We start from the raw sequence: 23,078 nt of genomic DNA, 5'->3' as shown, positions 1-23,078 counted from the left end.
GTGACACGGCCTGCGACCCATATCTGGCGACTCCTGAAATGGGGCCGGGGGCTTGCGCGTCATGGTGCGCTGCGCGGGATCGAGCGTGATCCGAACACGCCTGCTCCGGTCAAGCGGCTGGCGCGGATTGCCCGGTTCGGCACGATCCAGCCGAAAGAGCCGGATTACGCCAGCGCATTTCGCGATATAGGTCCGGCAGCGATCAAGCTTGGCCAGTCGCTCGCCACAAGGCCCGATCTTGTCGGGGCTGACGCGGCGCACAATTTGCTCAGCTTGCAGGATGATTTGCCGCCGGTCGAATTCGCCAAAATCCGCGGCGTCATCGAGGCAAGTTTCGACCAGCCGCTTGAATACCTCTATTCAGAATTCAATCCTGAACCGGTGGGCGCGGCTTCGATTGCGCAGGTCCACCGCGCGGTGACAACCGAGGGCCGCCAAGTCGCGGTTAAAGTCCTGCGGCCGGGCATTCGCGAGAAATTTGCGCGCGATATCGAAACCTATCACTGGGCTGCCGCGCATCTCGAAGCGATGGGCGGCGAAGCGCAGCGCCTGCGCCCGCGGCTGACGATTGCCAATTTCGAACGCTGGACGAACCGCGAGCTTGACCTGCGGCGCGAGGCGGCCTCCGCGTCCGAACTCGCTGAAGCGATGACAGCGATCGACCGCTATGAGATCCCCCCGATCGACTGGGACCGGACCAATGGCCGGGTGCTGACCGTCGACTGGGTGGACGGGATCAAGATCAGCAAGCGCGAGGAATTGCTCGCGGCAGGCCATGATCTGCCGGATATCGCGCAGCGGCTGGTGCTGGCGTTCCTCAACCAGGCGATCAGTGCCGGGTTCTTCCACGCCGACATGCATCAGGGGAACCTGTTCGTGAAAGCGGACGGCACCATCGCCGCGATCGATTTCGGCATCATGGGCCGGATCAACCGGCAGGCGCGAATGTGGCTTGCCGAGATTCTCTACGGGCTGACAACCGGGAATTACAAACGCGTCGCGGAAATCCATTTCGAAGCACAATATGTGCCGAGTTATCACAATGTCGACGAGTTCGCGACCGCCCTGCGTGCGGTCGGCGAGCCGATGCGCGGCAAGCCGGTGAGCGAGCTGAGTGTCGGACAGATGCTCGACGGACTGTTCGCGATCACCCGCGATTTCGACATGCAGACGCAGCCGCATCTGCTGTTGCTACAAAAAACCATGGTAATGGTCGAAGGCATCGCCACACAGCTCAACCCGGAAATCAACATGTGGGACGTTTCCGCACCCTATGTGCGGGGCTGGATTCGGGACGAGCTGGGGCCGGAAGCGGCGATTGCCGACCGGATCCGCGATGATACCCAGACCTTGCTGCGGATCCCGGAACTGGTTCGCCGGATCGAGGACCGCTTTCCGCCGAAAGGCGGTGCCCCCGAAGCCCCGCCATTGCCCGATGTCGAGCTGATGTGGGACAAGCGCGAACGCACAGGCCGCGGCTGGTTCGGATATGTGCTGGCCGCAGCAATCGGTGCCGGTGCGGTTGCAGGGGCTACGGCACTCGGCTGGGTTGGCTAGACGATGAGCTGGGGCCGCGCCTTGCTCTCTGCTGCGCTTCCCGCGCTGGTGGTGGGGCCGGTGTCCGGCCTGATCGGCGGTCTGGTCGTTCTGATAACCATAGCCATTGCCGACGGTAGCTCCGAAGCCGTCGGCTATGCCGCGATGATCGTGCTGGTGTCCGGCCTGATCGTCGGACTGCTTGTCGCTGGCCCGATGTGCGCGGTACTGGGCGGAATGTTACTCAAGCTGGCGCAAGGCAACGAGGATTGGACCAAAGCAAGCCGGTGGGCACTGACAGGCGGCGTGGGCGGACTTGCTTTTGGTATTGTCTTCATCGGCGCGTTATTTGCCGACGAGATAGGCTATGCCGGAGCATGGGTCGGACTAAGCCTTTTCTTCCTGACCTCCGGTTTACTAGGCACCATCGCCGCCTATCTCATGTGGCGAATGCTCCGGCGGCGCATGGCCAGCTTGAACAAGGTTGACCCGACCGTTTTCGAATAGGCCGGAAGTGCACCTATCCGCGGTGCGGCAGGACGCGGCTGGCGATCAGCAGGACGATGACGCAGGTGGCCTCCACCAGCATCGGCATCCAGAAACCTTCGATCGTCCCGTCGGCGAACACGCTGATCGTGCGGCCCAGCAGAGCGATCCCGAACAGAGCGGCGGGCACCAGCAGGATGGTGCCATTGCGGAACCATGCGCCGGTCATCATGCAGACAGCCGCGACAACGAAAAACGCCGTCATGTCAGCGCGGATCGCCGCAAGCCCTGTGCTGTGGATCGCCTCGATCCCGAATTGCTGCGCGCTGGACACCGGATCGACCAGGAAACCGATCCCGGTCACCAGAAAAAACAGTCCGCCCAGGAATATCAGTGCCGTCAGGATCAGTCGCATGCATCACTCCCCCAATGTCCATCTGCGTATTTGCAGTGTCTTTGCACCAAAGGTTTAGAGGCCGGTAAGCATGATAGGCCAGCGAAATCGTAACCAACGCAAGGCAGGGCTGGCAGGGATTGTGTAGCGGCGCTAGGCTGCACTGTATGGTTAACAAGGGGAAATCCAGCATGTTCGTTTCCGGCCTTACAGGTCCGGCAGTCGCAAGGCATTGCGCGTGAGCAAGGACGGTTCCCCCCGAACGCCGCGTATCCTGCTCGTCGTGGGCGGCGGCATAGCGGCATACAAATCGTGCGAGCTGGTGCGGCTTGTTCGCAAGGGCGGCGGCGATGTAACCTGCGTCGTGACCGATGGCGGGCAGCAGTTCGTTACGCCCATGGCGCTTGCTGCGCTCAGCGAGAACCCGGTTTACACCACGCTGTGGGATCTCAAGAACGAGGCCGAGATGGGCCATATCCAGCTTAGCCGCGAGGCCGATCTGGTGGTGGTGTGCCCGGCGACCGCAGACCTTATGGCCAAGATGGCGGCGGGCATCGCCGACGATCTTGCGACGACTTTGATTCTCGCGACGGACAAGCCGGTGATGGTCGTTCCGGCGATGAATGTGCGCATGTGGCAGCACGCCGCAACCCAGCGCAATATCGACTGGTTGCAGCAGGCGGGCGTGCAGGTGATCGATCCCGATACCGGGCCGATGGCATGCGGCGAATTTGGCCCCGGCCGACTGCCCGACCCCGAGATCATCTGGGCTGAAATCGCCGCGCATTTCGGAATTGCGGCCGATTGCGAACCGGCGGAAAAAGATGCGATCCACGAAGCGCTGGAGCCGGAAGACGAACCGGTCGCGGAAAAGACCGGCGGCGGCGGTCTGGGCGGGCTGCTGACCTCGCTCATCGCCCGCACCACGCCAAAACGCTCTGAGGAAGAACTCGAAGCCCAATGGCAAGAGGTCGAGGGCGAAGACTGGCCGGAAGACGGTGAACCGCTGGACGAGGAATCGGCCGATCCGATGGTCGACGATGCGCCCGAGCCCACCGGCCCGGTGCTGGCCAGCAAGGGCGGTGCGAAGTCCGCTCCGCCGACCGACCCGGAAGCAATCAATCACATGGTCTCGACCGGCGCCGGGGAAGCCGTTCCGCAACCGGTCGAGGGCGATATCCAGCCGATCACTGTCCAGTATGACGGGTTCGACCCGCTCGAGGGCCAGCCGGACTTCGACACCGATATCGAGCATCGCCCGCTCTACGGCAAGCACGTGTTGGTCACTGCCGGCCCAACACATGAGCCGATCGATCCGGTCCGCTATCTCGCCAACCGGTCGAGCGGGAAACAGGGTTTTGCCATCGCTGCGGCCGCTGCTGCGCAGGGCGCGCGGGTGACGTTGATCTCCGGCCCGGTGCATCTCGCAACGCCGCCGGGTGTCGACCGGATCGATGTCGAATCGGCGCGTGAAATGGCCGATGCGGTCAAACAGGCTCTGCCCGCCGATGTTGCGATCATGGCAGCGGCGGTCGCCGACTGGCGCACGAAGGACTATCACGACGGCAAGATGAAAAAGCGCGGCATGGCCCCGCCCGCGCTGATGCTGACAGAGAACCCAGACATCCTCGCGACAGTGGCCAGCGGCGGCAAGCGCCCCACGCTGCTGATCGGCTTTGCTGCGGAAACCGATGATGTGATCGAGAACGCACAGACCAAGCTGAAGCGCAAAGGTGTGGACTGGATCATCGCCAATGACGTATCGGGTGATGTGATGGGCGGCGCGACCAACACGGTTCATATTGTGACTGGCAAGCGGGTCGAGAATCTGAAAGAAATGCCCAAACAGGAAGTCGCCCGACGATTGATAGAGCGGGTGGCCGAGGCGCTGGAGAATATCGACGATGACTGATCCGATTTCCGTGCAGGTTAAACGACTGGAGCACGGAACGGGATTGGCATTGCCGCAGTACGCCACCGCAGGCGCGGCGGGCATGGATGTGCTTTCGGCAGAGGATGTCGTGCTGGAGCCGGGGATGCGCCATGCGGTTGCGACCGGCCTCGCGATGGCCATTCCGCAAGGTTATGAAATTCAGGTTCGTCCGCGTTCAGGCCTGGCGCTCAAACACGGGGTCAGCGTCCCCAACACGCCCGGCACGATCGACAGCGATTATCGCGGCGAGCTCAAGGTCATCATGATCAATCACGGGACAGAACCGTTCCCGATCAAGCGCGGTGAGCGCGTGGCGCAGCTGGTGCTGGCACCGGTAACGCTGGCGGCGTGGGATGAAGTCGCCGAGCTCGATTCAACCGAACGCGGAGAAGGCGGCTTCGGCTCGACCGGTCGCTAAGTGCCCGGGTTGGGCGAAATCGGCCCGGGCGTCGCGCTGTTGGCGCTGGCAGCGCTGCTGGTATGGATCGGACTGCTGGTATGGCTGGCGAGTTGGCTGATCCTGCGGCTGCGCGGCCGCTATGGCTGGAAACTGCTCGACTGGCGGACAATCGTCGTGCCGTTCCTTGTCCTGACCGGCGCGATCCACTTGGGCAATTACGCGCTGGACTGGCTGAATGAAGCGTTCGGCAGCGGGCAGCATGATGCGCCGGTGGGCTTCCCGAATGCATTCCTGATCGGCTCCGTCGCTATCGGCGTCGGGATCGCAATCGTGAGGGGCCTGCGGAAGTAGCCGCAAAGCCCGTCTAGTTCGGAATCCGCCAGACGACGTTTGTGGAGAAGAGACCGCTTATCCGGTTCGCATCGCCATCGGTCCCCGGCTGGAACCGCGCCCGCCGCGTAACCAGGTCGCAGGTGTGCGCATCCATTTCGGCGTAGCCGCTGCTCTTGGTGATCTGGCAGTGTGCAACCCGGCCGGACGGCGTGACGGTAAGGGTAATTCCTACGGTGCCTTCCATTTCGTTGCGAAGGAAGGTTCCCCGGTAGTCGTTGTAGCCAATCCAACGTCCTGGGCTCAGGGGCTTGAGCGACTGGTTCGGTTCGAATGGCCCTTCGAGGTTGGGTTCCGGGATCGTAACGGGCTGCGGGGCCGGGGGCCTGTATAGCGGCGGCGCGGGTGGGGGGATCATCGGAACTCTGGAGCCGGGATACTGCGCAGAACACTCCTCCAGCTTGCGGAACGCTGCTGCGCTGCCTTTGAGATCGATCTCGGCGACGGTTTCGTCATTGTGCGTGATCGTCAGCCTTAGCGCCTTGCTGAAAAGCGCCTCCACACGGGCGTTCGGCTCGCGCACCTGGTAGATATGGCCCGCCAGGATACTGCCAGCAACGGGCTCCCCGTCGAACAGCCAGACGATGCCGGTGCTTGGCGTGTTGTAGTCTTTCCGTTCACTGCCATAGAAAGAGAAATTGGCCGGTTCGGTGGCAGACCTCGACAGAGTAAGGCGGCCCTCGCCGAGGTCCCTGTTCTCGATCGCGCAAAAAATATTGGCCCGGTCGAGAACTGTCCACGGCCCTGACTGGTAATAGGCATCGTCCGCGTTGCCGGTTTGGGCAAAGGCGGCAGGTGCAAAAGCAGCCAGTACCGAGGTCGCAGCGAGAGCGGCTATAGTATTCGTTTTCAACATGTTGGCTATGTCCGCATTTCCGATTTTGCAGTCAAGCCAGATATTTTGCGGGAGGCACCTAACAAAAAGGCGGCCCCTTGCGAGGCCGCCCTTCATTTCCCGATCGAGGAAATCTCAGTTCAGTCGATCTTGCGGACCGTGGTTTCTTCCGGCTTGATCGAGATGCGCAGCGTCTCGCCCGAATTGCCGGGGAAGTCGGTGAACATCGCTTCGACCAGATTCGGCACGAGATATTGCAGGCGGTTCGACGTCGACACGGCCTGCGCCTTGCCTTCGAATAGCCGTTCGCCGGAGGTAGTGTCGTCGATCTTCATGTCGATCCCGCTGGTGTAAACGGTGTAGCTGCGCACGTCCGTTCCGCCGAACCACGGATCGCGGAAGCCGTAGCCCCAGCGACTGCTGGGCGCGTATGCCACGCGGTAGCCCCGGCGGGTCCGGTAATAGACCGGGCGGTAGCCAAAGCCGCGCCACGGATCGAAGAACGGGTCACGAATGCCGGTTGAACGGACCCGCTCACGCCCCTTGTCCACGCCGTAGTCGAAGCGCACCAGAAGGTTTGCTGTGTCAGGCGAAGCAGCTTCGGCATAGCCCAGCCGCGCCATCTGGTTCTCGACCAGGTCGGCATACTGGGCAAACTCGAGACCGCCGGCGAGTGCCGGATCCTCTGCCACGACGGCGAACGTCTGGCCGGTCGGTGCCGGCAATTGCGCTGCATAACGGGTGACATCGGACTTGAAGCCCGGCGTGGTGCAGGCGGCGAGCCCGGCGAGCAACAAGGGAACCGTCGCCAATTTCAGCGCGCCCGCAAGTTTACTGGACTTGATAGTCATCGGTTTTCCTCTCGAAAACAGGGTGTACGCAGCACGGCGGACCCTCTTCCGACTCGCATGCTGTCATCGACAGTGCGGGTTGTAAAGCAGGGGGGCTGAACCCCGATTGAATAGGTAACTTACCAAAAGTTACAATAATTCCGAGGCTTACGGCGAAAAAACTTATCCGCGAACAAGCCCCAGTGCCTGATATGTGGCATTGAGAGTGGGTGATCCAAGCTCCCGCGCGCGGGCAGCACCGCGCGCTAGAATGGCGTCGAGCGCTTCGCGATCCTGCCGCAATTCGCGGAACCGCTCGGAAATCGGCGCGAGCGATTCGACCAGCAGATTGCCCAGTGCGGGTTTGAACGCGCCAAACCCTTGCCCGCCGAACTCACTGAGCACGCCCGACACCGATTGCCCGGAGAACGCACTGTATATTGCGACGAGATTGAGCGCTTCGGCCCGACCTTCCAGACCGGCCGCCTCGGACGGCAATGGTTCGGGATCGGTCTTGGCCTTCTTGACTTTCTTCATGATGGTGTCGGCGTCATCGGCCAGATTGATGCGGCTCATTTCAGACGGATCGGATTTGCTCATTTTCGCACTGCCATCGCGCAGGCTCATGATCCGCGCGGCCTGAGGCGGGATGAACGGCTCGGGCAGGGTAAAGACAGGCGCATCTTCCCCGTTTTCGTCTTTCGGGGCGAAGTCGTTGTTGAATTTCTGCGCAATGTCGCGCGCCAGCTCGAGATGCTGTTTCTGGTCTTCGCCGACCGGCACATGGGTCGCCTGATACAGCAGCACGTCTGCGGCCTGCAGCACGGGATAGGAGAACAGCGCGACCGACTGGCCTTCGCGGTTCTTGCCTGCCTTGTCTTTCCACTGCGTCATCCGGCCGAGCCAGCCCATCCGGGCGGTGCCGCTAAGGAGCCATTGCAGTTCGGCGTGCTGCGGCACCTGCGCCTGGTTGAACAGCACCGATTTGGCCGGGTCGATCCCGCAGGCCACCAGTGCAGCGGTCATTTCGAGCGTCGCGCTGCGCAGCTCGGACGGGTCGTGCGGCATGGAAATGGCATGCAAATCGGCCAGAAAGAACAGACACTGGCTGCCCTCTTCCATCTCGTCCTGCATCCGCACCCAATTGCGGATCGCACCAAGATAGTTGCCAAGGTGCAGATTACCGGTTGGCTGGATGCCGGATACGACGCGCATGAGAATTCCTGTGTTCGCAAGTTTGCGGCTGGAGGTTCAGCCCTGTCGGCGCATAAGCCGCTTGATCGTGCTGCGGTCAAGTACGCCCAGGACGATTGCGGCCAGTCCGTAGACCAGCGCGCCGACTGCGACAATCGCGCCGATGGCAATGGCGCGCTGCGCAATGGTCCCGTCAAACATCGGATCGAGCGGCGGCATCATGAACCAGAGCGCGGCGCCCATCAGCAGAGCGGCGACCACGATGCACAGCAGCCGCCAGAATATCCGCGCCGGCAAACGGAAGAAATCCCGCCGTGCGAGAATAGCGTACAGGAGCATCACATTGACCCAGGCACCGACCGATCCGGCGATGGCCAGCGCCAGCACCCCGTAACGCGGCACAAGCAGGATGTTGAGCGCAATGGTTATCACGAGCGAAGCGGCCGCAGTGTAAACCGGGGTTCGCGTGTCCTTGCGCGCGAAGAAGTTCGGCGTGAGGACTTTGACCAGCACATAGGCGGGCAGGCCGATGACCAGGCCGCTGACCACGGTCCCGGTGATCATCGCGTCTTCAACGGTAAATTCACCGCCGGCGAAAAACACGCGGGTAAAGGCGCTACCGGTCACAAACAGAGCGACAGCAGCGGGCACTGTCAGCAGCATGGCAAGCTCGATCGCGTTCGATTGCAGGCGCTGCGCCTCGTCTTTCTCCTCCCGCGCAAGGTAGCGGGACAGCGCCGGGAGGATTGCGGTGCCCAGCGCGATGCCGATGATGCCGAGGGGCAACTGGTTCCACCGATCCGCCATGGCGAGATAGGTGTAGCTGCCGACTTCCAGCGTCGACAGGAAGAACAGGTCGATGAACCGGCTGATCTGGTAAACGCCCGCGCCGAAAATGGCGGGTACGACAAGGATGCCCAGCTCCTTCACTCCGCCAGTCAGGCGCGGGGCGACAAGGCGCAGGCGGAAGCCCGCGCGGCGCATGAAGGCGCCGAGCCAGACCAGCTGGAGGAAGCCCGAGACCGACAGGGCAACCGCCATCCAGAAGGCAGCTTCTTGCCTTGCCTCAAGCCCGCCATCGAGCGTCACGCCGTACACCAGTGCGGTGATCAGGCAGATGTTGAGCAGGATGGGTGCGGCGGCGGCGGCGGCAAAGCGCGACAGGCTGTTGAGCACAGCCGCGAGCAGCGTCGCGAGGCTCATGAAGATCAGATAGGGGAAGGTGATCCGCGCCATCTGCGTCGCGATGGCCAGGCTGTCGCCGTCTTCCGCCAGCCCATCGGGCGCGAAATAGGCAACCACCCACGGCATGACCATCAGCGCGATCGCGCCGAAGACGATCAGGATCGGCAACAACACCGCAAGGACGCTTTCAGCGAACCGCTGCGCTTCGCCAAGATCGCCGTCTTCCTTCATCCGCCGGTTGAACAGCGGGACGAAAGCGCTGGCAAACGCCCCTTCGGCAAACAGGCGGCGGAAAATATTGGGCAACATGAAAGCGAGCTGCCATGCGTCGCCCATGGCTGTTGCCCCAAGCACACGGGCCACCAGCATATCGCGCACGAAGCCGAACACACGGCTGATTGCCGTGAGCCCGCCTATCGTCCCGACATTTTTCAGGAGGCTCATCTCAGCCGCCCGCTTGCGCTACCGCGCTCAGGCTTCGCCGGCTGGAGCCGCCGCGCCCTGCGCTTCTTCCTGCGCCTTGGCTTGCAGGCGCTGGGCGTAGAGGCCGTTGAAATCGATCGGATCAATCGTCAGCGGCTGATAGCCGGCATCGCGCGTTGCATCCGAAACCACCCGGCGGGCAAACGGGAAGAGCAGCCGCGGCGCTTCGGCATAGAGAAACGCGTGCGCTTGATCTTCCGGCAAATTGCGCATGCCGACGAGGCCGCAATAGGACAGCTCGATGAGGTAGATGCTGCCTTGTTCGCATTTGGCATTGATGTTGATCTTCAGTTCGACTTCATGAATCTCGTCGTTGACCGGGTTCGCACCGATATTGAACTGCAGGTCGATCTGCGGCTTGTCCTGCCACTGGAACGATTCCGGTGCCTTTGGATTCTCGACCGACATGTCCTTGATATATTGCGAGATGATCCCGGCGACGGGCGAAGTGTCTTCGCCATTGGGTACAGGGTCCATGTTGAGATCGGTGAGGATATCGCCTTCGTCGGCCATGATAATCGGTCTTCCGTGTTCGAGAGTCTAGTGCGCAGCCACAGGCGTTGGACCCGGGGCCTGGTTCGGCGGCGCGCCTAGCACCGCTCGCGCGCGCCCGCAATGGAGCACGCAATGGAGCACGCAATGGAGCACGCATTGGGGCACGCATTGGGGCCGGAGGGTTCCGATCAAATGGCTGTGCCGCGCGACAAGGCGAGCGGAACAAGGGCGGGCGGAACACAGGCGTTGTTCATTTGTAATCCTTTCCTATTTAAGGCAGTAAGACATGAGCGTGCCGGGGACCGATTTTGCGACCGGCCGGAAAGAGACTGGGTTAATGGATCAGATCGTATCAATCGTCATCCTCGCAATGGTTGCAGCCTTTTTGGGCATGCGGCTGTATTCCGTGCTGGGCCGCCGTGCCGAGCATGAGGAGGAATCGATCCCGACCCGCTTCGACCCGACCGCGCAGCCCAAACCGCAGGCCGAAGACGATCAGCCTTCGCAGCCAGCCAATCAGGGCCAGTTCCGGGCGCAGCCGATGTCCGATGTGATCCCCGCCGTGGAACAGGGCGTGCGAGCCATCGCGTCGGCTGACCGCCGGTTCGACATCACCGCGTTCCTCGAAGGTGCGAAAGGCGCTTACGCCGTCGTGCTCGAAGCGTTCTGGCAGGGTGACCGCGAAACCTTGCGCGAACTGTGCGACGATGACGTCTACGCCAGCTTCGATGCTGCCATTGCCATGCGCGAAGAATCCGGTGAACAGGTGGACAACCGTCTTGTGCGGATCGAAGACGCGGTGATCGACCGCGCGGAACTGGATGGGCGCACTGCCCGCGTTGCAGTCCGTTTCCTGTCCGACATCGCCATGATTACACGCGACAAGGATGGCACCATGATCGCCGGATCGCTCGACGATGCGATCGAGAGCCGCGACATCTGGACTTTCTCACGCGATGTGAAAGCCGATGATCCCAACTGGCTGCTCGACGAGACCGACCAGGGCTGACCCGCCAATGATGGTTGCGTTTCGCCGGCTGTCGATCCTTGCCGGTGCGGCGATGCTCTCCGCCTGTGCGGGCGTCATTCCCAAACCGGATGCGCCCGTAGCGGTTCCACCTACGAACCCGGTGGCTACTTCGGCACTGATGCTCGGTGCGCGAAGTGCCAGCCTGGCCGGCCTCCCCCGTTACGAGCGGGATGACGCCGCCGCTGCGCTTTCCGCATTCGTCGAATCCTGTCCGGTTGCTGTCAGACGGCCCGATTTGTCCGGGCTTACCGTGACATCTGACTGGGAGACGGTGTGCGCCGCAGCGCGCAGCCATTCCGGCGATCCGGGCGATTTCTTCAACGACAATTTTCAGACCGTCAGAATCGGAACTGGCTCAGCATTCGCCACCGGCTATTTCGAGCCGCAGATCGCCGGATCGCGCACCCGCCGCCCCGGCTTCCACGTGCCGGTTTACGCCACGCCGAACGATCTCGAGCGCTGCTGGCGGGATGATATCCCGGACAGCGAACGGACAGGCCGCGCGCCGCTCAGCCGCAGATTGCCCGATGGATCATGCACCGAGCATTACACCCGTGCGCAGATCGAAGACGGCGCGCTGGCATCGAGCAACACGCCGATTGCCTGGGCGGCGGACCCGGTCGAGTTTTTCTTCCTCCAGATACAGGGTTCGGGCCGGCTGATATCGCCTGAGGGCGAGGTCATCCGGATTGGTTACGACAACCAGAACGGCCACAGCTACACCGGCATTGGCGGGGTCATGCGAGAGCGCGGGTTGCTGGGCGAGGGCCCGGGCAAATATCCCGGATCGATGCAGGGCATCATGCAGTATATTCGCGAGAATCCGGAGGAAGGCCGCGCGCTGATGCGGCTTAACGAGAGTTGGGTGTTCTTCCGCGAATTGACCGGCGACGGGCCGATCGGTTCGATCGGAGTGCCGGTGCGCGGGCGCAGCTCTGTCGCAGTCGATCCCAGATTCGTCCCCTACGGCGCGCCGGTGTGGCTCCGGATGGAGAATCCGGCGGCGAGCGGCTTGTGGGTGGCGCAGGACACCGGCGGCGCGATCAAGGGCGCAAACCGGTTCGACACATTCTGGGGCGCGGGCGAAGACGCTCGTGAGATTGCCGGCGGCATGAGTGCGCGCGGTACAGCCTACATCCTCCTGCCCAAGAGCGCCGCCGACCGCCTCGATCGGCAATGACCCATCCGCGCGGACTGAACGAAGCGGAAGCGGCCGCGTGGGAAAAGCTCGCGGCGACTGTGACCCCGCTGGAAACGCGCCGCCCGGTCCCGTCGCGCGCCGCAGCTGCGCAGGAGCGGGACCAGCCTGCGCCATCACCCCTGCCGGTCCGGCCCGGTCCGGTCATGCCGCAGCGCCAGCCCGGCTTTCAGGAACTCATCGAGAAAGGTGTCGGTTCGGCGCCACCATCACTCGGGCGCAGCGCGGCTCCGGCACCGCCCCGGCGCAAACCCGAACCCTTGCCGCAGCACGGCCTCGATTCGCATTGGGACCGCAAGCTCAAGGCCGGACAGGTCGATCCCGATTTCTCGCTCGACATGCACGGCCACACACTCGACGCCGCCTATCATCGGCTCGACAGCGGACTGTTCCAGGCCAAGGCGATGGGCGCGCGGCTTGTCTTGCTGGTGACCGGAAAATCGCGTCCGGTCGAAGCGGCGGACAGAGGCGACCGGAGAGGGGCAATCCGCGCGAAGGTGCTCGACTGGCTGGCTGCCGGACCGCACGGTTCGGATATCGCCGCCATCCGCCGGGCGCACCGCAGACATGGGGGCGAGGGCGCGCTCTATCTGGTGCTGAAACGGCGGCGATAGTCGCGCCGCGCGTGTTTCCGTCTCGCTATCGCTTCGCTACTTGAGCGAGTCCTCGTTGCGCTATCGCTTCGCTAATTGAGCGAGTCCTTGTTGCGCTATCGCTGCGCTACTTGAGCGCGGTGCAGCATCATGTGGTCCGCCAAAACCAGCGCCATCATCGCGGCGACCACCGGTGTCCCGCGGATGCCGACGCAGGGGTCGTGGCGGCCCTTGGTCATGATTTCCGTGTTCTCGCCCTCTTTGGTGATCGTATCGACCGGGGTCAGGATCGAACTGGTCGGCTTGAACGCCACGCGGCAGACCACCGGCTGGCCGGTCGAGATGCCGCCTGCGATACCGCCTGCATGATTGGCTTCGAATTCCGGCGTCCCGTTCTCGCCTGCGCGCATCGGGTCGGCGTTCTGCTCACCCGATAGCGACGCCGCGCCGAAGCCGTCGCCGATCTCCACACCCTTGACCGCGTTGATGCTCATCATCCCGGCGGCCAGATCGCTGTCGAGTTTGGCATAGACCGGCGCGCCCCAGCCTGCGGGAACCCCCTCGGCCACGCATTCGACGACTGCGCCGAGTGACGAACCGGCCTTGCGTGCGGCGTCGATTTTCGCTTCCCACCGCTTCGCCGCCCAGCTGTCCGGGCAGAAGAACGGGTTGTTGCCGATTTCATCGAAATTCATCGTGCTGCGGTCGATCTCGTCGTCGCCGACCTGGCAGACATAGGCGGTGATCGTCACTTGCGGCACGATCAGCCGCGCGACCGCGCCCGCCGCCACCCGCGCCGCTGTTTCGCGCGCAGAGGATCGCCCGCCGCCGCGATAGTCGCGGAAGCCGTATTTCGCGTCATAGGCGTAGTCGGCATGACCCGGGCGATAAGCCTTGGCGACTTCCGAATAATCCTTGCTGCGCTGGTCCACATTCTCGATCATCATCGAAATCGGCGTGCCGGTCGTCCGCCCCTCGAAGGTGCCGGAGAGAATGCGGACCTGATCGGGTTCCTTGCGCTGAGTGGTGAAGCGGTTCTGCCCCGGCTTGCGCGCATCGAGGAACGGCTGGATCGCAGTTTCGTCCAGCACAATTCCCGGCGGGCAGCCGTCCAGCACCGCGCCCAGTGCAGGCCCGTGGCTTTCCCCCCAGGTGGTGAAGCGCAGCACGCGCCCGAACGTGTTCCAGCTCATGCCGGCTTTCATGTCGCAAGCGCCGCGTGCTGTCCACTTCACCTTTACTGGGGCGCGGTGAAGCAGCATTTTCCTACACCGCTGCGATTTGCTACGAAGCGGAATGAAATCAATCCATGGACCGCACCGGGCGCTGTGGATCGCCCTGCTACGCTCGCAATGACGCGGCAAGCTGGGGCGGGGTGCTCTCTACTGGAGGGCTTACCACACGATTGGCGGAAAAATACCTAATTACAATGCTATAAATGAAATCGTCCTGCTTGACACGGTGTCAACTTCGTCAAGCAAGTGTCAACTGGATTGCTCCGGCTGGGCGTTAAGGCCAAACTCCCACTGGCCAAAACCCCGGTTGTGCGGCAGGAACAAACCATGATTGCGAAACACGCCTTATGATTGCGAAACTTCGGGGCCTGCTCGACGAAACCGGCACAGACTGGGCGGTGATCGACGTGCAGGGCGTAGGCTATCTCGTCCACTGCTCGGCCCGCACGCTCAGCGCACTGGGCGAAGTAGGCGAAGCTTGCACGGTCTACACCGATTTGCAGGTGAGCGAGAACGACATGCGGTTGCTCGGTTTTGCCGAAGGGTCGGAACGTGACTGGTTCCGCTTGCTCACACAGGTGCAGGGCGTGGGCAGCAAGGTCGCCCTGGCGATCCTGTCCGCGCTCTCGACTGCCGAGGTTCAGGCCGCCTGCGCGCAGGGTGACGCGGCGATGGTCGCACGCGCCAACGGGGTCGGGCCGAAGCTGGCCGGGCGGATCGTCAACGAGCTCAAGGACAAGGCCGGCGCGCTGCCGACTTCCGGGGGCGAGGGGAGTGTCAACAGTGTCAACACCCCTGCCGTTTCCAGCGCCAGCGCCGACGCGGTGAGCGCATTGGAAAACCTCGGCTTCAAGCCCGCCGTCGCTGCGCGCGCCGTCGCGCTGGCACAAGGCGAGCTGGGCGAAGGCGCGGGCGAAAGCGACCTGATCCGGGTGGCGTTGAAGAAGGCAGCGGGATGATGGAGAACACTATGCGAATTGTGATGGCAATGGCCGCGCTGGCACTGGCGAGTCCTGCCGCCGCGCAGGATATGTCGGCATTCAAGACCGGCCCGGTGTTCGAGGAGTTCGGCCCGCATGCGCCGATCGAAGGCATCGACACCGTGCCCGCCGATACGGAGTTCTCGCACGCGTTCGACGTTGCGGCCCCGGCGGAAGAGGGCAAGCGCAATCGCGGGTTCGAGAGCGCGGCGCGCTTCATCAACATGCACGTTGCGGCGGGCGTGCCGGAAGACAACATTCGGGTGGCGGTGGTGGTCCACGGCAAGGCCTCGATGGACCTGCTGAGCGACGAGGCGTGGGCGGCGCGGCAGGAAGAGGGCGCGGAAGCGAGCGAAAACCCCTCAGGCGCGATGGTGCGCGAAATGCTTGGGCAAGGCGTGCGGTTCATCCTCTGCGGCCAGAGCGGCGCGGCCTATGGCATCGCGCAGGAAGATCTGATCCCCGGCGTCGAAACCGCGCTCAGCGCCATGACCGCGCACGCACTGCTGCAACAGCGCGGCTATACGGTGAACCCGTTTTGAGTATCCGTGATCTACTGAATCGGCTGACCATCATCAGAAAGGAACCGAAAGTGGAGCGGGAGAAGCAGCTCGCGGCCGCTGACTATGTAGAAGAGTGGGAGGATACCAAGAACCGACTGCAATACTCTATGGATATGGCACAAGCTACTTTGAAATCACTGTTCTTGGTGAACGGAGCAAGCTTGGTCTCACTTCTTACCTTTATAGGAAATGGAGGCACGGTAATCGAGCCAAGAGCAATATTTTGGTCTTTCATCTGGTTTTCATGCGGACTGTCGTCCGTTCTAACGTCCTTCATCACTGCCTATTTTTCTCAAGTGTATTACATGCAGTCTTCGATGGCCGATGCATGGAAATCGAAAGCCAAGATTTATGACGCTAGCTCGGACGGTATCGATGGTCAGCGACCATACAAGATCGGGGAACGTTGGGAGTATACTGCCATCGCATTCGTGGTGCTAAGTCTGGCATTCTTCATTCTGGGATCGTTCGTCGCTCTAGACGCTCTGACATGACCGACCAGCCCCTTCACACCCCCGATCGCCAGCCGGACGATCCCGATGCGGCGCTGCGGCCCAAGTCGCTGGCCGAGTTTATCGGGCAGGAGGCGGCGCGGGACAATCTGCGCGTGTTTATCGAAAGCGCCAAGTCGCGTTCGGAGGCGATGGACCATGTGCTGTTCTTCGGGCCGCCCGGCCTAGGCAAGACCACGCTGGCGCAGATCGTCGCGCGGGAACTGGGCGTCGGTTTTCGCGCCACGTCCGGCCCGGTGATCGCCAAGGCGGGCGATCTGGCCGCGCTGCTGACCAATCTCGAGCCGCATGATGTGCTGTTTATCGACGAGATCCACCGGCTCAATCCGGTGGTCGAGGAAGTGCTCTACCCGGCGATGGAGGACCGCGCGCTCGACCTGATCATCGGTGAGGGGCCGTCCGCGCGCAGCGTGCGGATCGACTTACCGCCGTTCACTCTGGTCGGTGCGACCACGCGGCAGGGCTTGCTGACAACCCCGTTGCGCGACCGCTTCGGCATTCCGGTGCGGCTCAACTTCTACAGCCACGAGGAGCTGGACAAGGTCGTGACCCGCGGTGCCACGCTGCTCGGCATGGAAATCGACCCGGCGGGCGCGCGCGAAATTGCCCGCCGTTCGCGCGGTACGCCGCGTGTCGCCGGGCGATTGATGCGCCGTGTGCGCGACTTCGCCCATGTTGCGGGCGATGGCACGGTTACCAAGGCGATTGCCGACAACGCGCTGACCCGGCTGGAGATCGACCGGCTCGGCCTCGATGCGATGGACCGGCGCTATCTGACGATGATTGCGACGACCTATAAGGGCGGGCCGGTCGGGGTCGAAACGCTCGCAGCGGGCCTCTCCGAACCGCGCGATACGGTGGAGGAAGTGATCGAGCCCTACCTCATCCAGCTTGGTCTGGTGGCGCGCACCGCACGCGGGCGCTGCCTCAACGATGCGGGATGGAATCACCTGGAAATGGCCCCGCCGAAGGGTTCCGGCACTGCTTCGCAAACCGGTTTGTTCGACGAAGAAAGTTAACGAACGCGTAGGATTTGCCGCGCTTTCGGTTCCATAGTGGGACAGGTCGGGCAGATCGGCCGGAACTGGCCAAAAAAAGTGCCTCTCGCAGTGCGAAATGTTGGTTAACGCCATTGCCCGTTTAAGGAGTTGGTCGCTTCTTGATGCGACAGGGAATTCATGTGGGGGCGGAATCGCCGTCCCTTCGGAAAGCCCGAGCAGATTGAGAGAGCTTGACCATGTCGGTAAAACTGGCCCTGGCGAAACTGTCGGCAACCGCAGCGGGCACCGCCCTGCTCGCAGGTGGCGCGGTGCATGTCGCCGAGAAACAGATCACGGACAACCCGCAATACAAGTCCGGCAAGACAACGTCGGTCAAGGCTCAGCCGGTTCGATACATCAAGGAACGTCGCCCGGCGACGCGCCGTGTCGAACGCACCGAAAATCGCCAGCGCCGCATCGTGCGCCGCGAAGTGACCTGTGAAGAGGTCGGCCCCGGCATGCACACTGGCGGAGACGGGACTTACGGCGGCGGCGTGATCCGTGACGGCGCCTATGCAGGAAATTACGATCCGCGCTGCGCACCGGTCTACCGGATGGCGCTGGCAGCGGTTCCCGCTCCGCTTGCACCGATGCCCCCGATCCAGGGTGGCGGCGGCGGCGGTGTGACGGTCGTCGGCGGCGGCGGCGGATATGGCGGCGGCTTCGGTGGCGGTTTCTTCGGCGGCTTCTTCGGCGGCGGCGGCGGTTCGAGCGGCAGCGTCGTGGTCAGCACCAGCACGACGACCTCGGGCGGCTCGACGTCCAGCAGCGGCGGTTCGACCTCCAGCTCCACTTCGAGCGGCGGCGACAACGGCTCGAGCAGCGGCATCAACATCGATATCGATATCGACAACACCAGCGGCGGTAGCTCGACTTCAACCTCGACCGGCGGCAGTTCGACAACCACGGGCGGCGTCTCGACCTCGACTGGCGGCGTGAGCACCTCCACCGGTGGGGTCAGCACCTCGTCCGGTTCGGTGACCAGCTCGACTTCGACCAGCTCGGGCAATGTCAGCACCTCGTCTGGTGCGGTAACCAGCTCGTCTTCCACGTCGACGTCGTCGGGCAATGTTTCCAGCAGCTCGGGCAACAATGCCAGCTCCTCCACCTCGGGCAACGTTTCCAGCAGCTCTTCCGGCAATGTTTCGAGCAGCAGTTCGACCTCGGGCAATGTTTCGAGCAGTTCGAGCACCAGCTCGTCGACCTCCGGGAACGTCTCGACCAGCACGAGCAGTTCGGGCAACGTCACGAGCTCGACCAGCAGCTCAACCTCGACTAGTACGTCGTCGTCGACATCTTCCTCCAGCTCGACCTCTGGCAACAACACCACCTCCGGCATGACAACCAGCGGCATGACCACGAGCGGAACGCCGGTACCGGCACCGCCGATGATGATCCTGTTCGGCCTGGGCGCTGCGGCAATCCTCGGCCGGCGCAAGTTCCTGCCGAAAAAGGGCGCCTGACAAGCGCAATTCGGCACTGCCTGAAAAAGACAGGGCGGCCCCGCAAGGAGCCGCCCTTCTTGTGTGCATGCGGGCTTAGTGCATCGCCGTTCAGATCGGGGCTTCGCGTTGGGGCGGTGCTGATACCCATGGCACCTTGCTGGTCGGCATCAGGCCGCCCAGCTCCCACACATTGGTGTAGCCATAGCCGTGCAGGTTGATGAAGGTCGGGATGTTGAGTGCCAGCGGCGCCTTCTTGCTCATGACAGGCGCTGCATTGTCCGTGAAATTGTTGTTGCAATAGATGTAGATCGGCCGGTTGGAATCGTCACCGATCACTTCGCGCAGCGCCGTTTCGGTGAAATCTGAAAAGGGTAGGTTGACCGCCCCTTCGATATGCCCTGCGCGAAAGGCGGCCGCCGAGCGTGTATCGAGTAGTAGAGCGCCGTCAGCGGCGGCTCTGAGCAGAAACTCTTCACGATCGAGAAGCCTCGTCTCACGAATGCTCTGGACCGATCCGGTCAGCTCCACAAACCCGTCGTAATCGATCTCGGGACTGGATTCGACCGGCTGGGCGAAGCTGGTCGAGGCCAACAGTACGACCGGTATGGCAAGCAACATGATTCGCATGACAATTCCTCCCTCGGATTGGCAGGAGGCTGCGCCAAGCAAGCTTGCAATTGGGTGAACCAGGACCGTTGCACCATGCCTATGGCAGGGCTAGCGGCTGCGTGGATCGTCCTCGGGCGAATTGGCGAATGTGTCGTAGCCGGCAGAAGTCCATGCCCCGATCCCGCCCGCCAAGTGGCGCACGACAGTACCGCGATATTCAGCCAGCTTCTCTGCTGCGATGCCGGACCGGCGCGAAGAGCCGCAATACAGGATCACTTCGCGCGTTTTGTCGACCGGGATTGACGCAGGATCGAAATGAGTCAGCGGTGCGTTCAGCGCGCCTGCGATCCGCCCGTCGGCGAACTCGTATGGCGTGCGGACGTCGATCAGTACCACTTCACCGGCTGCCAGCAGCACCGCGAGCTGGTCAGCGTTGATCGTTGCGACCCGCGCGCTGGCAATAGCTTCGCTGCCGGTCGGCACGCCCACGCCGGTCCCCGCGCAGCCAGCCAGAGCCAGCGGTGCGAAACAGGCGAGAAGAACCGACCGGCGCAAAATCATGCAGCGGCCAGATTGCGCAGCACGTACTGCAGAATGCCGCCGTGCTTGTAATATTCCATCTCGTTGGCGGTATCGATACGACACTTGGCGGTGAACGTTGCCGTCTCGCCATTGGCGTGGGTGACTTCGACTTCGATGTCCTGACCCGGTTTCAGATCGGCAAGACCCTTGATCGAGAAAGTGTCGTCGCCGTCCAGACCGAGCGTCTTGCGCGTTTCACCTTCGGCAAATTGCAGAGGAAGCACACCCATGCCGATCAGGTTCGAACGGTGGATTCGTTCGTAGCTTTCGACGATGACCGCGCGCACACCCAGCAGGACCGTGCCCTTCGCCGCCCAGTCGCGGCTGGAGCCGGTGCCATATTCCTTGCCGGCGATGACCACCAACGGCGTGCCTTCTTCCTTGTGCTTCATGGCTGCATCGTAGATCGCCATCTGCTCGCCGTTGTAAGTGGTGTACCCACCCTCGACACCCGGAACCATTTCGTTCTTGATGCGGATGTTGGCGAAGGTGCCGCGCATCATCACTTCGTGGTTCCCGCGGCGCGAACCGTAGGAATTGAAGTCTGCCTTCGCGACCTGATTGCTCATCAGATATTCGCCGCCCGGGCTGTCTTCCTTGATCGCTCCGGCAGGAGAGATGTGGTCGGTCGTCACACTGTCGCCGAGAACCGCAAGCGGCTTGGCATCGACGATGTCGGTCACGGGCTCGGGTGTCATGCTCATGCCGTCGAAATAAGGCGGGTTGGCGACATAGGTGCTGCCCGGACGCCACTGATAGGTGTCCGATGCTTCGACCTTGATCGCCTGCCAGTGCTCGTCGCCTTTGTAGACGTCGGCATAGCGGGTCTCGAACATGTCGCGGTCGATGTTCGCTTCGCGGTGTTCTCGCACTTCTTCATTGGTCGGCCAGACATCTGCCAGCATCACATCATTGCCATCCTGATCCTGGCCCAGCGGAGTGGTTGTGATGTCTTCCGTCACAGTGCCCTTGATCGCATAGGCGACGACAAGCGGCGGAGAGGCAAGGAAGTTGGCCCGCACGTCGGGTGAGACGCGGCCTTCAAAATTGCGATTGCCGGAAAGGACCGACGCGGCAACGATGTCATTGCCGTTGATCGCCTTGCTGATCGGCGGGGCGAGCGGGCCGGAATTGCCAATGCAGGTTGTGCAGCCGTAGCCAACCAGGTCGAAACCCAGCGCGTCGAGATCATCCTGCAAACCCGATTTCACCAAGTAGTCGGTGACGACCTGCGAACCCGGGGCAAGCGAAGTTTTGACCCATGGCTTGGGCAGCAGGCCCTTCTCATGCGCCTTCTTGGCCACCAGTCCGGCGGCAATCAGAACGTCTGGGTTTGACGTGTTGGTGCAACTGGTGATGGCCGCGATCACCACGTCGCCATCGCCAATGTCGTGGTCCTTGCCATCGACTGCGACACGAACGGCCGCATCTTTCTTGTAAGTGGTCTTGAGGTCTCCGTTGAACAGTTCATCCACTTCGGAGAGGATGACTTTGTCCTGCGGCCGCTTGGGACCGGCGAGCGACGGCACGACCGAAGACATGTCGAGGTCGAGCGTCTTGGTAAAGACCGGCTCGTTCTCCGGGGTGAACCACATGCCCTGTTCCTTGGCATAGGCTTCGACCAGCGCGATGGTTTCTTCCGGCCGGCCGGTCAGTCGCATGTAATCGAGCGTCTTGTCGTCGATGCCGAAGAAACCGCAGGTCGCACCGTATTCCGGCGCCATGTTCGCGATCGTCGCGCGGTCGGCGAGGCTGAGATTCGATACGCCCGGGCCATAGAATTCGACGAAACGGCCTACGACACCCACATTGCGGAGCATCTGGACACACGTCAGCACGAGGTCCGTCGCAGTGATGCCTTCAGCCATCGCTCCGGTCAGTTTGAAGCCGACAACTTCGGGGATCAGCATCGATACCGGCTGGCCGAGCATGGCGGCTTCCGCTTCGATCCCGCCGACTCCCCAGCCCAGAACACCGAGCCCGTTGATCATGGTCGTGTGGCTGTCAGTGCCGACGCAGGTGTCGGGATAGGCGACCATCTGGCCGTCTGCGCCCGGTGTCGACCATACGCCCTTGCCGATATATTCCAGGTTTACCTGATGGCAGATCCCGGTTCCCGGAGGCACGGCGGAGAAGTTCTTGAAGCTTTTCGAACCCCATTTGAGGAAATCGTAGCGTTCGGCATTGCGGGCGTATTCGAGTTCCACATTGTGTTCGAACGCTTTGGGATGGCCGAATTCGTCGACCATGACCGAGTGGTCGATCACGAGGTTGACCGGAACCTGCGGATTGATCTTGGCTGTATCGCCGCCCAGCTTGCTGATCGCGTCGCGCATCGCAGCAAGGTCGACCACGCACGGCACACCGGTGAAATCCTGCAGCAAGACTCGCGCCGGCCGGTACTGGATTTCCTTGCCGGTTGCCGGGTTTTTCTGCCAGTCGGCAATTGCTTGTGCATCATCCGTCGAGACAGTGAAACCGCCGTCCTCGAAGCGCAGCATATTCTCCAGCAGGACTTTCAGGCTGAATGGAAGCCTTGAAATATCGCCGATCGTCTTTTCCGCCTTGGCGAAAGAGTAATAGGCGTAATCCTTGCCGTCGACGGTGAGCGTTGAGCGGGTTCCGAGCGTGTCCTGGCCGACCTGGGTCATGCGAGCGTGTTCCTCTTGCTAGTCTGGGGCGCTGCCGGCCAGCGGCGCAAAGCAACGCGTTCGACGCGGCACCTGCGCGCTTGCAGTCGGCTCGTCAAGGGGGCGAATGGCGCGCGACAGGTTTCATCAGTTTACTTGCCGCCATGACATCGGTCGGGGATCAATTGTGGCCGTTCAGACGAAAGGGCACGTTGATGGATATCCATTCACAAAACGAGCAAAGAAGCGCGGCCATGCTTGCCGGTCTTCTGTCCAGCGTGATGCTGGTTGCGGTATGCTTCGCCTTAGCCGCGTACTATTCTGCAGATAGCGGAATGAGCCAACCGGATGACACTATCGCCGCCTGGACTTAACTCAGGTTGGAATTTTACAAGTCATTACTCGGCGAATTCCCCGGTTTCAGCTAATCTTCGCCTATCAATCCTCCCATAGGGGACGGTGCGCCATTCGATCCGGAGTTAACCGGGCCGGCGTGCACG

Annotated in this window: 24 protein-coding genes; 13 read left to right on the top strand and 11 right to left on the bottom strand. The window is 62.4% G+C overall.

Going from position 1 to position 23,078, the window contains the following annotated elements; genetic code table 11:
• A complete protein-coding gene (gene ubiB / locus E0502_RS04680; RefSeq protein ID WP_137676762.1) occupies positions 1-1,557 on the top strand; it encodes a 2-polyprenylphenol 6-hydroxylase in 1,557 nt (518 codons plus the stop codon).
• 3 nt (positions 1,558-1,560) lie between these two features.
• Positions 1,561-2,043, top strand: a complete 483-nt coding sequence (locus E0502_RS04675; protein ID WP_137676761.1) for a hypothetical protein — start codon at positions 1,561-1,563, stop codon at positions 2,041-2,043.
• Positions 2,044-2,056: 13 nt separating this feature from the next.
• Here E0502_RS04675 and E0502_RS04670 read toward each other — a convergent pair whose 3' ends face one another.
• Positions 2,057-2,437: a hypothetical protein gene (locus tag E0502_RS04670; protein WP_137676760.1), complete on the bottom strand. Its 381-nt coding sequence runs from the start codon at positions 2,435-2,437 to the stop codon at positions 2,057-2,059.
• 217 nt (positions 2,438-2,654) lie between these two features.
• Here E0502_RS04670 and E0502_RS04665 point away from each other — a divergent pair, with 217 nt between their 5' ends.
• Genes E0502_RS04665 through E0502_RS04655 form a run of 3 tightly spaced genes read left to right on the top strand, consistent with a single transcriptional unit; the run spans position 2,655 to position 5,100 of the window.
• Positions 2,655-4,328, top strand: coding sequence for a phosphopantothenoylcysteine decarboxylase domain-containing protein (locus E0502_RS04665; RefSeq protein WP_137676759.1), 1,674 nt, complete (start codon positions 2,655-2,657; stop codon positions 4,326-4,328).
• Positions 4,321-4,767: a dUTP diphosphatase gene (dut, locus tag E0502_RS04660; protein ID WP_192895918.1), complete on the top strand. Its 447-nt coding sequence runs from the start codon at positions 4,321-4,323 to the stop codon at positions 4,765-4,767. The genes E0502_RS04665 and dut overlap by 8 nt, the downstream gene beginning before the upstream one ends.
• Complete coding sequence (locus E0502_RS04655) at positions 4,768-5,100, top strand: hypothetical protein (RefSeq protein ID WP_137676757.1); 333 nt, start codon at positions 4,768-4,770, stop codon at positions 5,098-5,100.
• 13 nt (positions 5,101-5,113) lie between these two features.
• Here the strand turns inward: E0502_RS04655 and E0502_RS04650 are convergent, their stop codons facing one another.
• The 5 genes from E0502_RS04650 to secB all read right to left on the bottom strand — a co-directional run bounded on the left by E0502_RS04650 (position 5,114) and on the right by secB (position 10,179).
• Positions 5,114-5,995, bottom strand: a complete 882-nt coding sequence (locus tag E0502_RS04650; protein WP_161593704.1) for an energy transducer TonB — start codon at positions 5,993-5,995, stop codon at positions 5,114-5,116.
• A 119-nt stretch (positions 5,996-6,114) separates the two neighbouring features.
• The gene (locus tag E0502_RS04645) at positions 6,115-6,825 is read right to left on the bottom strand and encodes a DUF4136 domain-containing protein (RefSeq protein ID WP_137676755.1); all 711 of its coding nucleotides are present in this window, start codon (positions 6,823-6,825) and stop codon (positions 6,115-6,117) included.
• Positions 6,826-6,987: 162 nt separating this feature from the next.
• Positions 6,988-8,019: a tryptophan--tRNA ligase gene (gene trpS / locus E0502_RS04640; RefSeq protein ID WP_137676754.1), complete on the bottom strand. Its 1,032-nt coding sequence runs from the start codon at positions 8,017-8,019 to the stop codon at positions 6,988-6,990.
• A gap of 36 nt (positions 8,020-8,055) precedes the next feature.
• Positions 8,056-9,627: a murein biosynthesis integral membrane protein MurJ gene (gene murJ, locus E0502_RS04635; protein WP_137676753.1), complete on the bottom strand. Its 1,572-nt coding sequence runs from the start codon at positions 9,625-9,627 to the stop codon at positions 8,056-8,058.
• A 27-nt stretch (positions 9,628-9,654) separates the two neighbouring features.
• Positions 9,655-10,179, bottom strand: coding sequence for a protein-export chaperone SecB (gene secB, locus E0502_RS04630; protein WP_137676752.1), 525 nt, complete (start codon positions 10,177-10,179; stop codon positions 9,655-9,657).
• Positions 10,180-10,498: 319 nt separating this feature from the next.
• On the opposite strand from secB, the gene E0502_RS04625 reads away from it, so the two are divergent.
• From E0502_RS04625 to E0502_RS04615, 3 genes are read left to right on the top strand one after another with little or no spacing between them, the layout of a single operon-like run.
• Entirely contained in the window at positions 10,499-11,170 is a 672-nt protein-coding gene (locus E0502_RS04625) for a Tim44/TimA family putative adaptor protein (protein WP_137676751.1), read from the top strand.
• Positions 11,171-11,177: 7 nt separating this feature from the next.
• A complete protein-coding gene (gene mltA, locus E0502_RS04620) occupies positions 11,178-12,371 on the top strand; it encodes a murein transglycosylase A (RefSeq protein ID WP_240048864.1) in 1,194 nt (397 codons plus the stop codon).
• Positions 12,368-13,003, top strand: coding sequence for a Smr/MutS family protein (locus E0502_RS04615; protein WP_137676750.1), 636 nt, complete (start codon positions 12,368-12,370; stop codon positions 13,001-13,003). The genes mltA and E0502_RS04615 overlap by 4 nt, the downstream gene beginning before the upstream one ends.
• A 95-nt stretch (positions 13,004-13,098) precedes the next feature.
• On the opposite strand, the gene aroC is transcribed toward E0502_RS04615, so the two are convergent.
• On the bottom strand, positions 13,099-14,175 hold the full coding sequence (gene aroC, locus E0502_RS04610) for a chorismate synthase (protein WP_137676749.1): 1,077 nt from the start codon (positions 14,173-14,175) through the stop codon (positions 13,099-13,101).
• 389 nt (positions 14,176-14,564) lie between these two features.
• Between aroC and ruvA the strand changes: the two genes are divergently transcribed.
• The 4 genes from ruvA to ruvB are packed head-to-tail and all read left to right on the top strand — an operon-like array spanning position 14,565 to position 17,291.
• Positions 14,565-15,176 carry a Holliday junction branch migration protein RuvA gene (gene ruvA, locus E0502_RS04605; RefSeq protein ID WP_137676748.1) on the top strand — a complete coding sequence of 204 codons (612 nt, stop codon included), beginning with the start codon at positions 14,565-14,567 and terminating at the stop codon, positions 15,174-15,176.
• A 29-nt stretch (positions 15,177-15,205) separates the two neighbouring features.
• Complete coding sequence (locus E0502_RS04600; protein ID WP_338047309.1) at positions 15,206-15,739, top strand: DsrE family protein; 534 nt, start codon at positions 15,206-15,208, stop codon at positions 15,737-15,739.
• Positions 15,736-16,254 (top strand): hypothetical protein, encoded by a 519-nt coding sequence (locus tag E0502_RS04595; RefSeq protein ID WP_137676747.1) that lies wholly within the window; start codon positions 15,736-15,738, stop codon positions 16,252-16,254. The genes E0502_RS04600 and E0502_RS04595 overlap by 4 nt, the downstream gene beginning before the upstream one ends.
• Positions 16,251-17,291 (top strand): Holliday junction branch migration DNA helicase RuvB, encoded by a 1,041-nt coding sequence (ruvB, locus tag E0502_RS04590; protein WP_137676746.1) that lies wholly within the window; start codon positions 16,251-16,253, stop codon positions 17,289-17,291. The genes E0502_RS04595 and ruvB overlap by 4 nt, the downstream gene beginning before the upstream one ends.
• Before the next feature lie 568 nt (positions 17,292-17,859).
• Here ruvB and E0502_RS15275 read toward each other — a convergent pair.
• The gene (locus E0502_RS15275; RefSeq protein WP_240048863.1) at positions 17,860-18,666 is read right to left on the bottom strand and encodes a hypothetical protein; all 807 of its coding nucleotides are present in this window, start codon (positions 18,664-18,666) and stop codon (positions 17,860-17,862) included.
• Here E0502_RS15275 and E0502_RS15270 point away from each other — a divergent pair.
• On the top strand, positions 18,665-18,775 hold the full coding sequence (locus tag E0502_RS15270; RefSeq protein WP_137676745.1) for a PEP-CTERM sorting domain-containing protein: 111 nt from the start codon (positions 18,665-18,667) through the stop codon (positions 18,773-18,775). The two genes, E0502_RS15275 and E0502_RS15270, sit on opposite strands and share 2 nt — an antisense overlap.
• A 90-nt stretch (positions 18,776-18,865) precedes the next feature.
• On the opposite strand, the gene E0502_RS04575 is transcribed toward E0502_RS15270, so the two are convergent.
• The 3 genes from E0502_RS04575 to acnA all read right to left on the bottom strand — a co-directional run bounded on the left by E0502_RS04575 (position 18,866) and on the right by acnA (position 22,599).
• Positions 18,866-19,384, bottom strand: a complete 519-nt coding sequence (locus E0502_RS04575; RefSeq protein WP_137676744.1) for a rhodanese-like domain-containing protein — start codon at positions 19,382-19,384, stop codon at positions 18,866-18,868.
• Between the two features lie 90 nt (positions 19,385-19,474).
• Positions 19,475-19,927 carry a rhodanese-like domain-containing protein gene (locus E0502_RS04570; protein ID WP_137676743.1) on the bottom strand — a complete coding sequence of 151 codons (453 nt, stop codon included), beginning with the start codon at positions 19,925-19,927 and terminating at the stop codon, positions 19,475-19,477.
• A complete protein-coding gene (gene acnA, locus E0502_RS04565; RefSeq protein ID WP_137676742.1) occupies positions 19,924-22,599 on the bottom strand; it encodes an aconitate hydratase AcnA in 2,676 nt (891 codons plus the stop codon). The genes E0502_RS04570 and acnA overlap by 4 nt, the downstream gene beginning before the upstream one ends.
• Positions 22,600-23,078: the final 479 nt, after the last annotated feature.

The organism is Parerythrobacter lutipelagi, from assembly GCF_005434975.1.
Taxonomy (GTDB): Bacteria; Pseudomonadota; Alphaproteobacteria; order Sphingomonadales; family Sphingomonadaceae; genus Parerythrobacter_A; species Parerythrobacter_A lutipelagi.
This window is presented reverse-complemented; position numbering and strand designations above follow the sequence as displayed.

What these genes read in the sequence shown, in the direction of transcription:
- E0502_RS04675 (WP_137676761.1), top strand. Translation starts at nt 1,561, where the DNA reads ATGAGCTGGGGCCGCGCCTTGCTCTCTGCTGCGCTTCCCGCGCTGGTG.
- E0502_RS04670 (WP_137676760.1), bottom strand. Translation starts at nt 2,437, where the DNA reads ATGCGACTGATCCTGACGGCACTGATATTCCTGGGCGGACTGTTTTTT.
- dut (WP_192895918.1), top strand. Translation starts at nt 4,321, where the DNA reads ATGACTGATCCGATTTCCGTGCAGGTTAAACGACTGGAGCACGGAACG.
- E0502_RS04650 (WP_161593704.1), bottom strand. Translation starts at nt 5,995, where the DNA reads ATGTTGAAAACGAATACTATAGCCGCTCTCGCTGCGACCTCGGTACTG.
- E0502_RS04645 (WP_137676755.1), bottom strand. Translation starts at nt 6,825, where the DNA reads ATGACTATCAAGTCCAGTAAACTTGCGGGCGCGCTGAAATTGGCGACG.
- trpS (WP_137676754.1), bottom strand. Translation starts at nt 8,019, where the DNA reads ATGCGCGTCGTATCCGGCATCCAGCCAACCGGTAATCTGCACCTTGGC.
- murJ (WP_137676753.1), bottom strand. Translation starts at nt 9,627, where the DNA reads ATGAGCCTCCTGAAAAATGTCGGGACGATAGGCGGGCTCACGGCAATC.
- secB (WP_137676752.1), bottom strand. Translation starts at nt 10,179, where the DNA reads ATGGCCGACGAAGGCGATATCCTCACCGATCTCAACATGGACCCTGTA.
- E0502_RS04625 (WP_137676751.1), top strand. Translation starts at nt 10,499, where the DNA reads ATGGATCAGATCGTATCAATCGTCATCCTCGCAATGGTTGCAGCCTTT.
- mltA (WP_240048864.1), top strand. Translation starts at nt 11,178, where the DNA reads ATGATGGTTGCGTTTCGCCGGCTGTCGATCCTTGCCGGTGCGGCGATG.
- E0502_RS04615 (WP_137676750.1), top strand. Translation starts at nt 12,368, where the DNA reads ATGACCCATCCGCGCGGACTGAACGAAGCGGAAGCGGCCGCGTGGGAA.
- aroC (WP_137676749.1), bottom strand. Translation starts at nt 14,175, where the DNA reads ATGAGCTGGAACACGTTCGGGCGCGTGCTGCGCTTCACCACCTGGGGG.
- ruvA (WP_137676748.1), top strand. Translation starts at nt 14,565, where the DNA reads ATGATTGCGAAACTTCGGGGCCTGCTCGACGAAACCGGCACAGACTGG.
- E0502_RS04600 (WP_338047309.1), top strand. Translation starts at nt 15,206, where the DNA reads ATGGCCGCGCTGGCACTGGCGAGTCCTGCCGCCGCGCAGGATATGTCG.
- ruvB (WP_137676746.1), top strand. Translation starts at nt 16,251, where the DNA reads ATGACCGACCAGCCCCTTCACACCCCCGATCGCCAGCCGGACGATCCC.
- E0502_RS15270 (WP_137676745.1), top strand. Translation starts at nt 18,665, where the DNA reads ATGACCACGAGCGGAACGCCGGTACCGGCACCGCCGATGATGATCCTG.
- E0502_RS15275 (WP_240048863.1), bottom strand. Translation starts at nt 18,666, where the DNA reads ATGCCGCTGGTTGTCATGCCGGAGGTGGTGTTGTTGCCAGAGGTCGAG.
- E0502_RS04575 (WP_137676744.1), bottom strand. Translation starts at nt 19,384, where the DNA reads ATGCGAATCATGTTGCTTGCCATACCGGTCGTACTGTTGGCCTCGACC.
- E0502_RS04570 (WP_137676743.1), bottom strand. Translation starts at nt 19,927, where the DNA reads ATGATTTTGCGCCGGTCGGTTCTTCTCGCCTGTTTCGCACCGCTGGCT.
- acnA (WP_137676742.1), bottom strand. Translation starts at nt 22,599, where the DNA reads ATGACCCAGGTCGGCCAGGACACGCTCGGAACCCGCTCAACGCTCACC.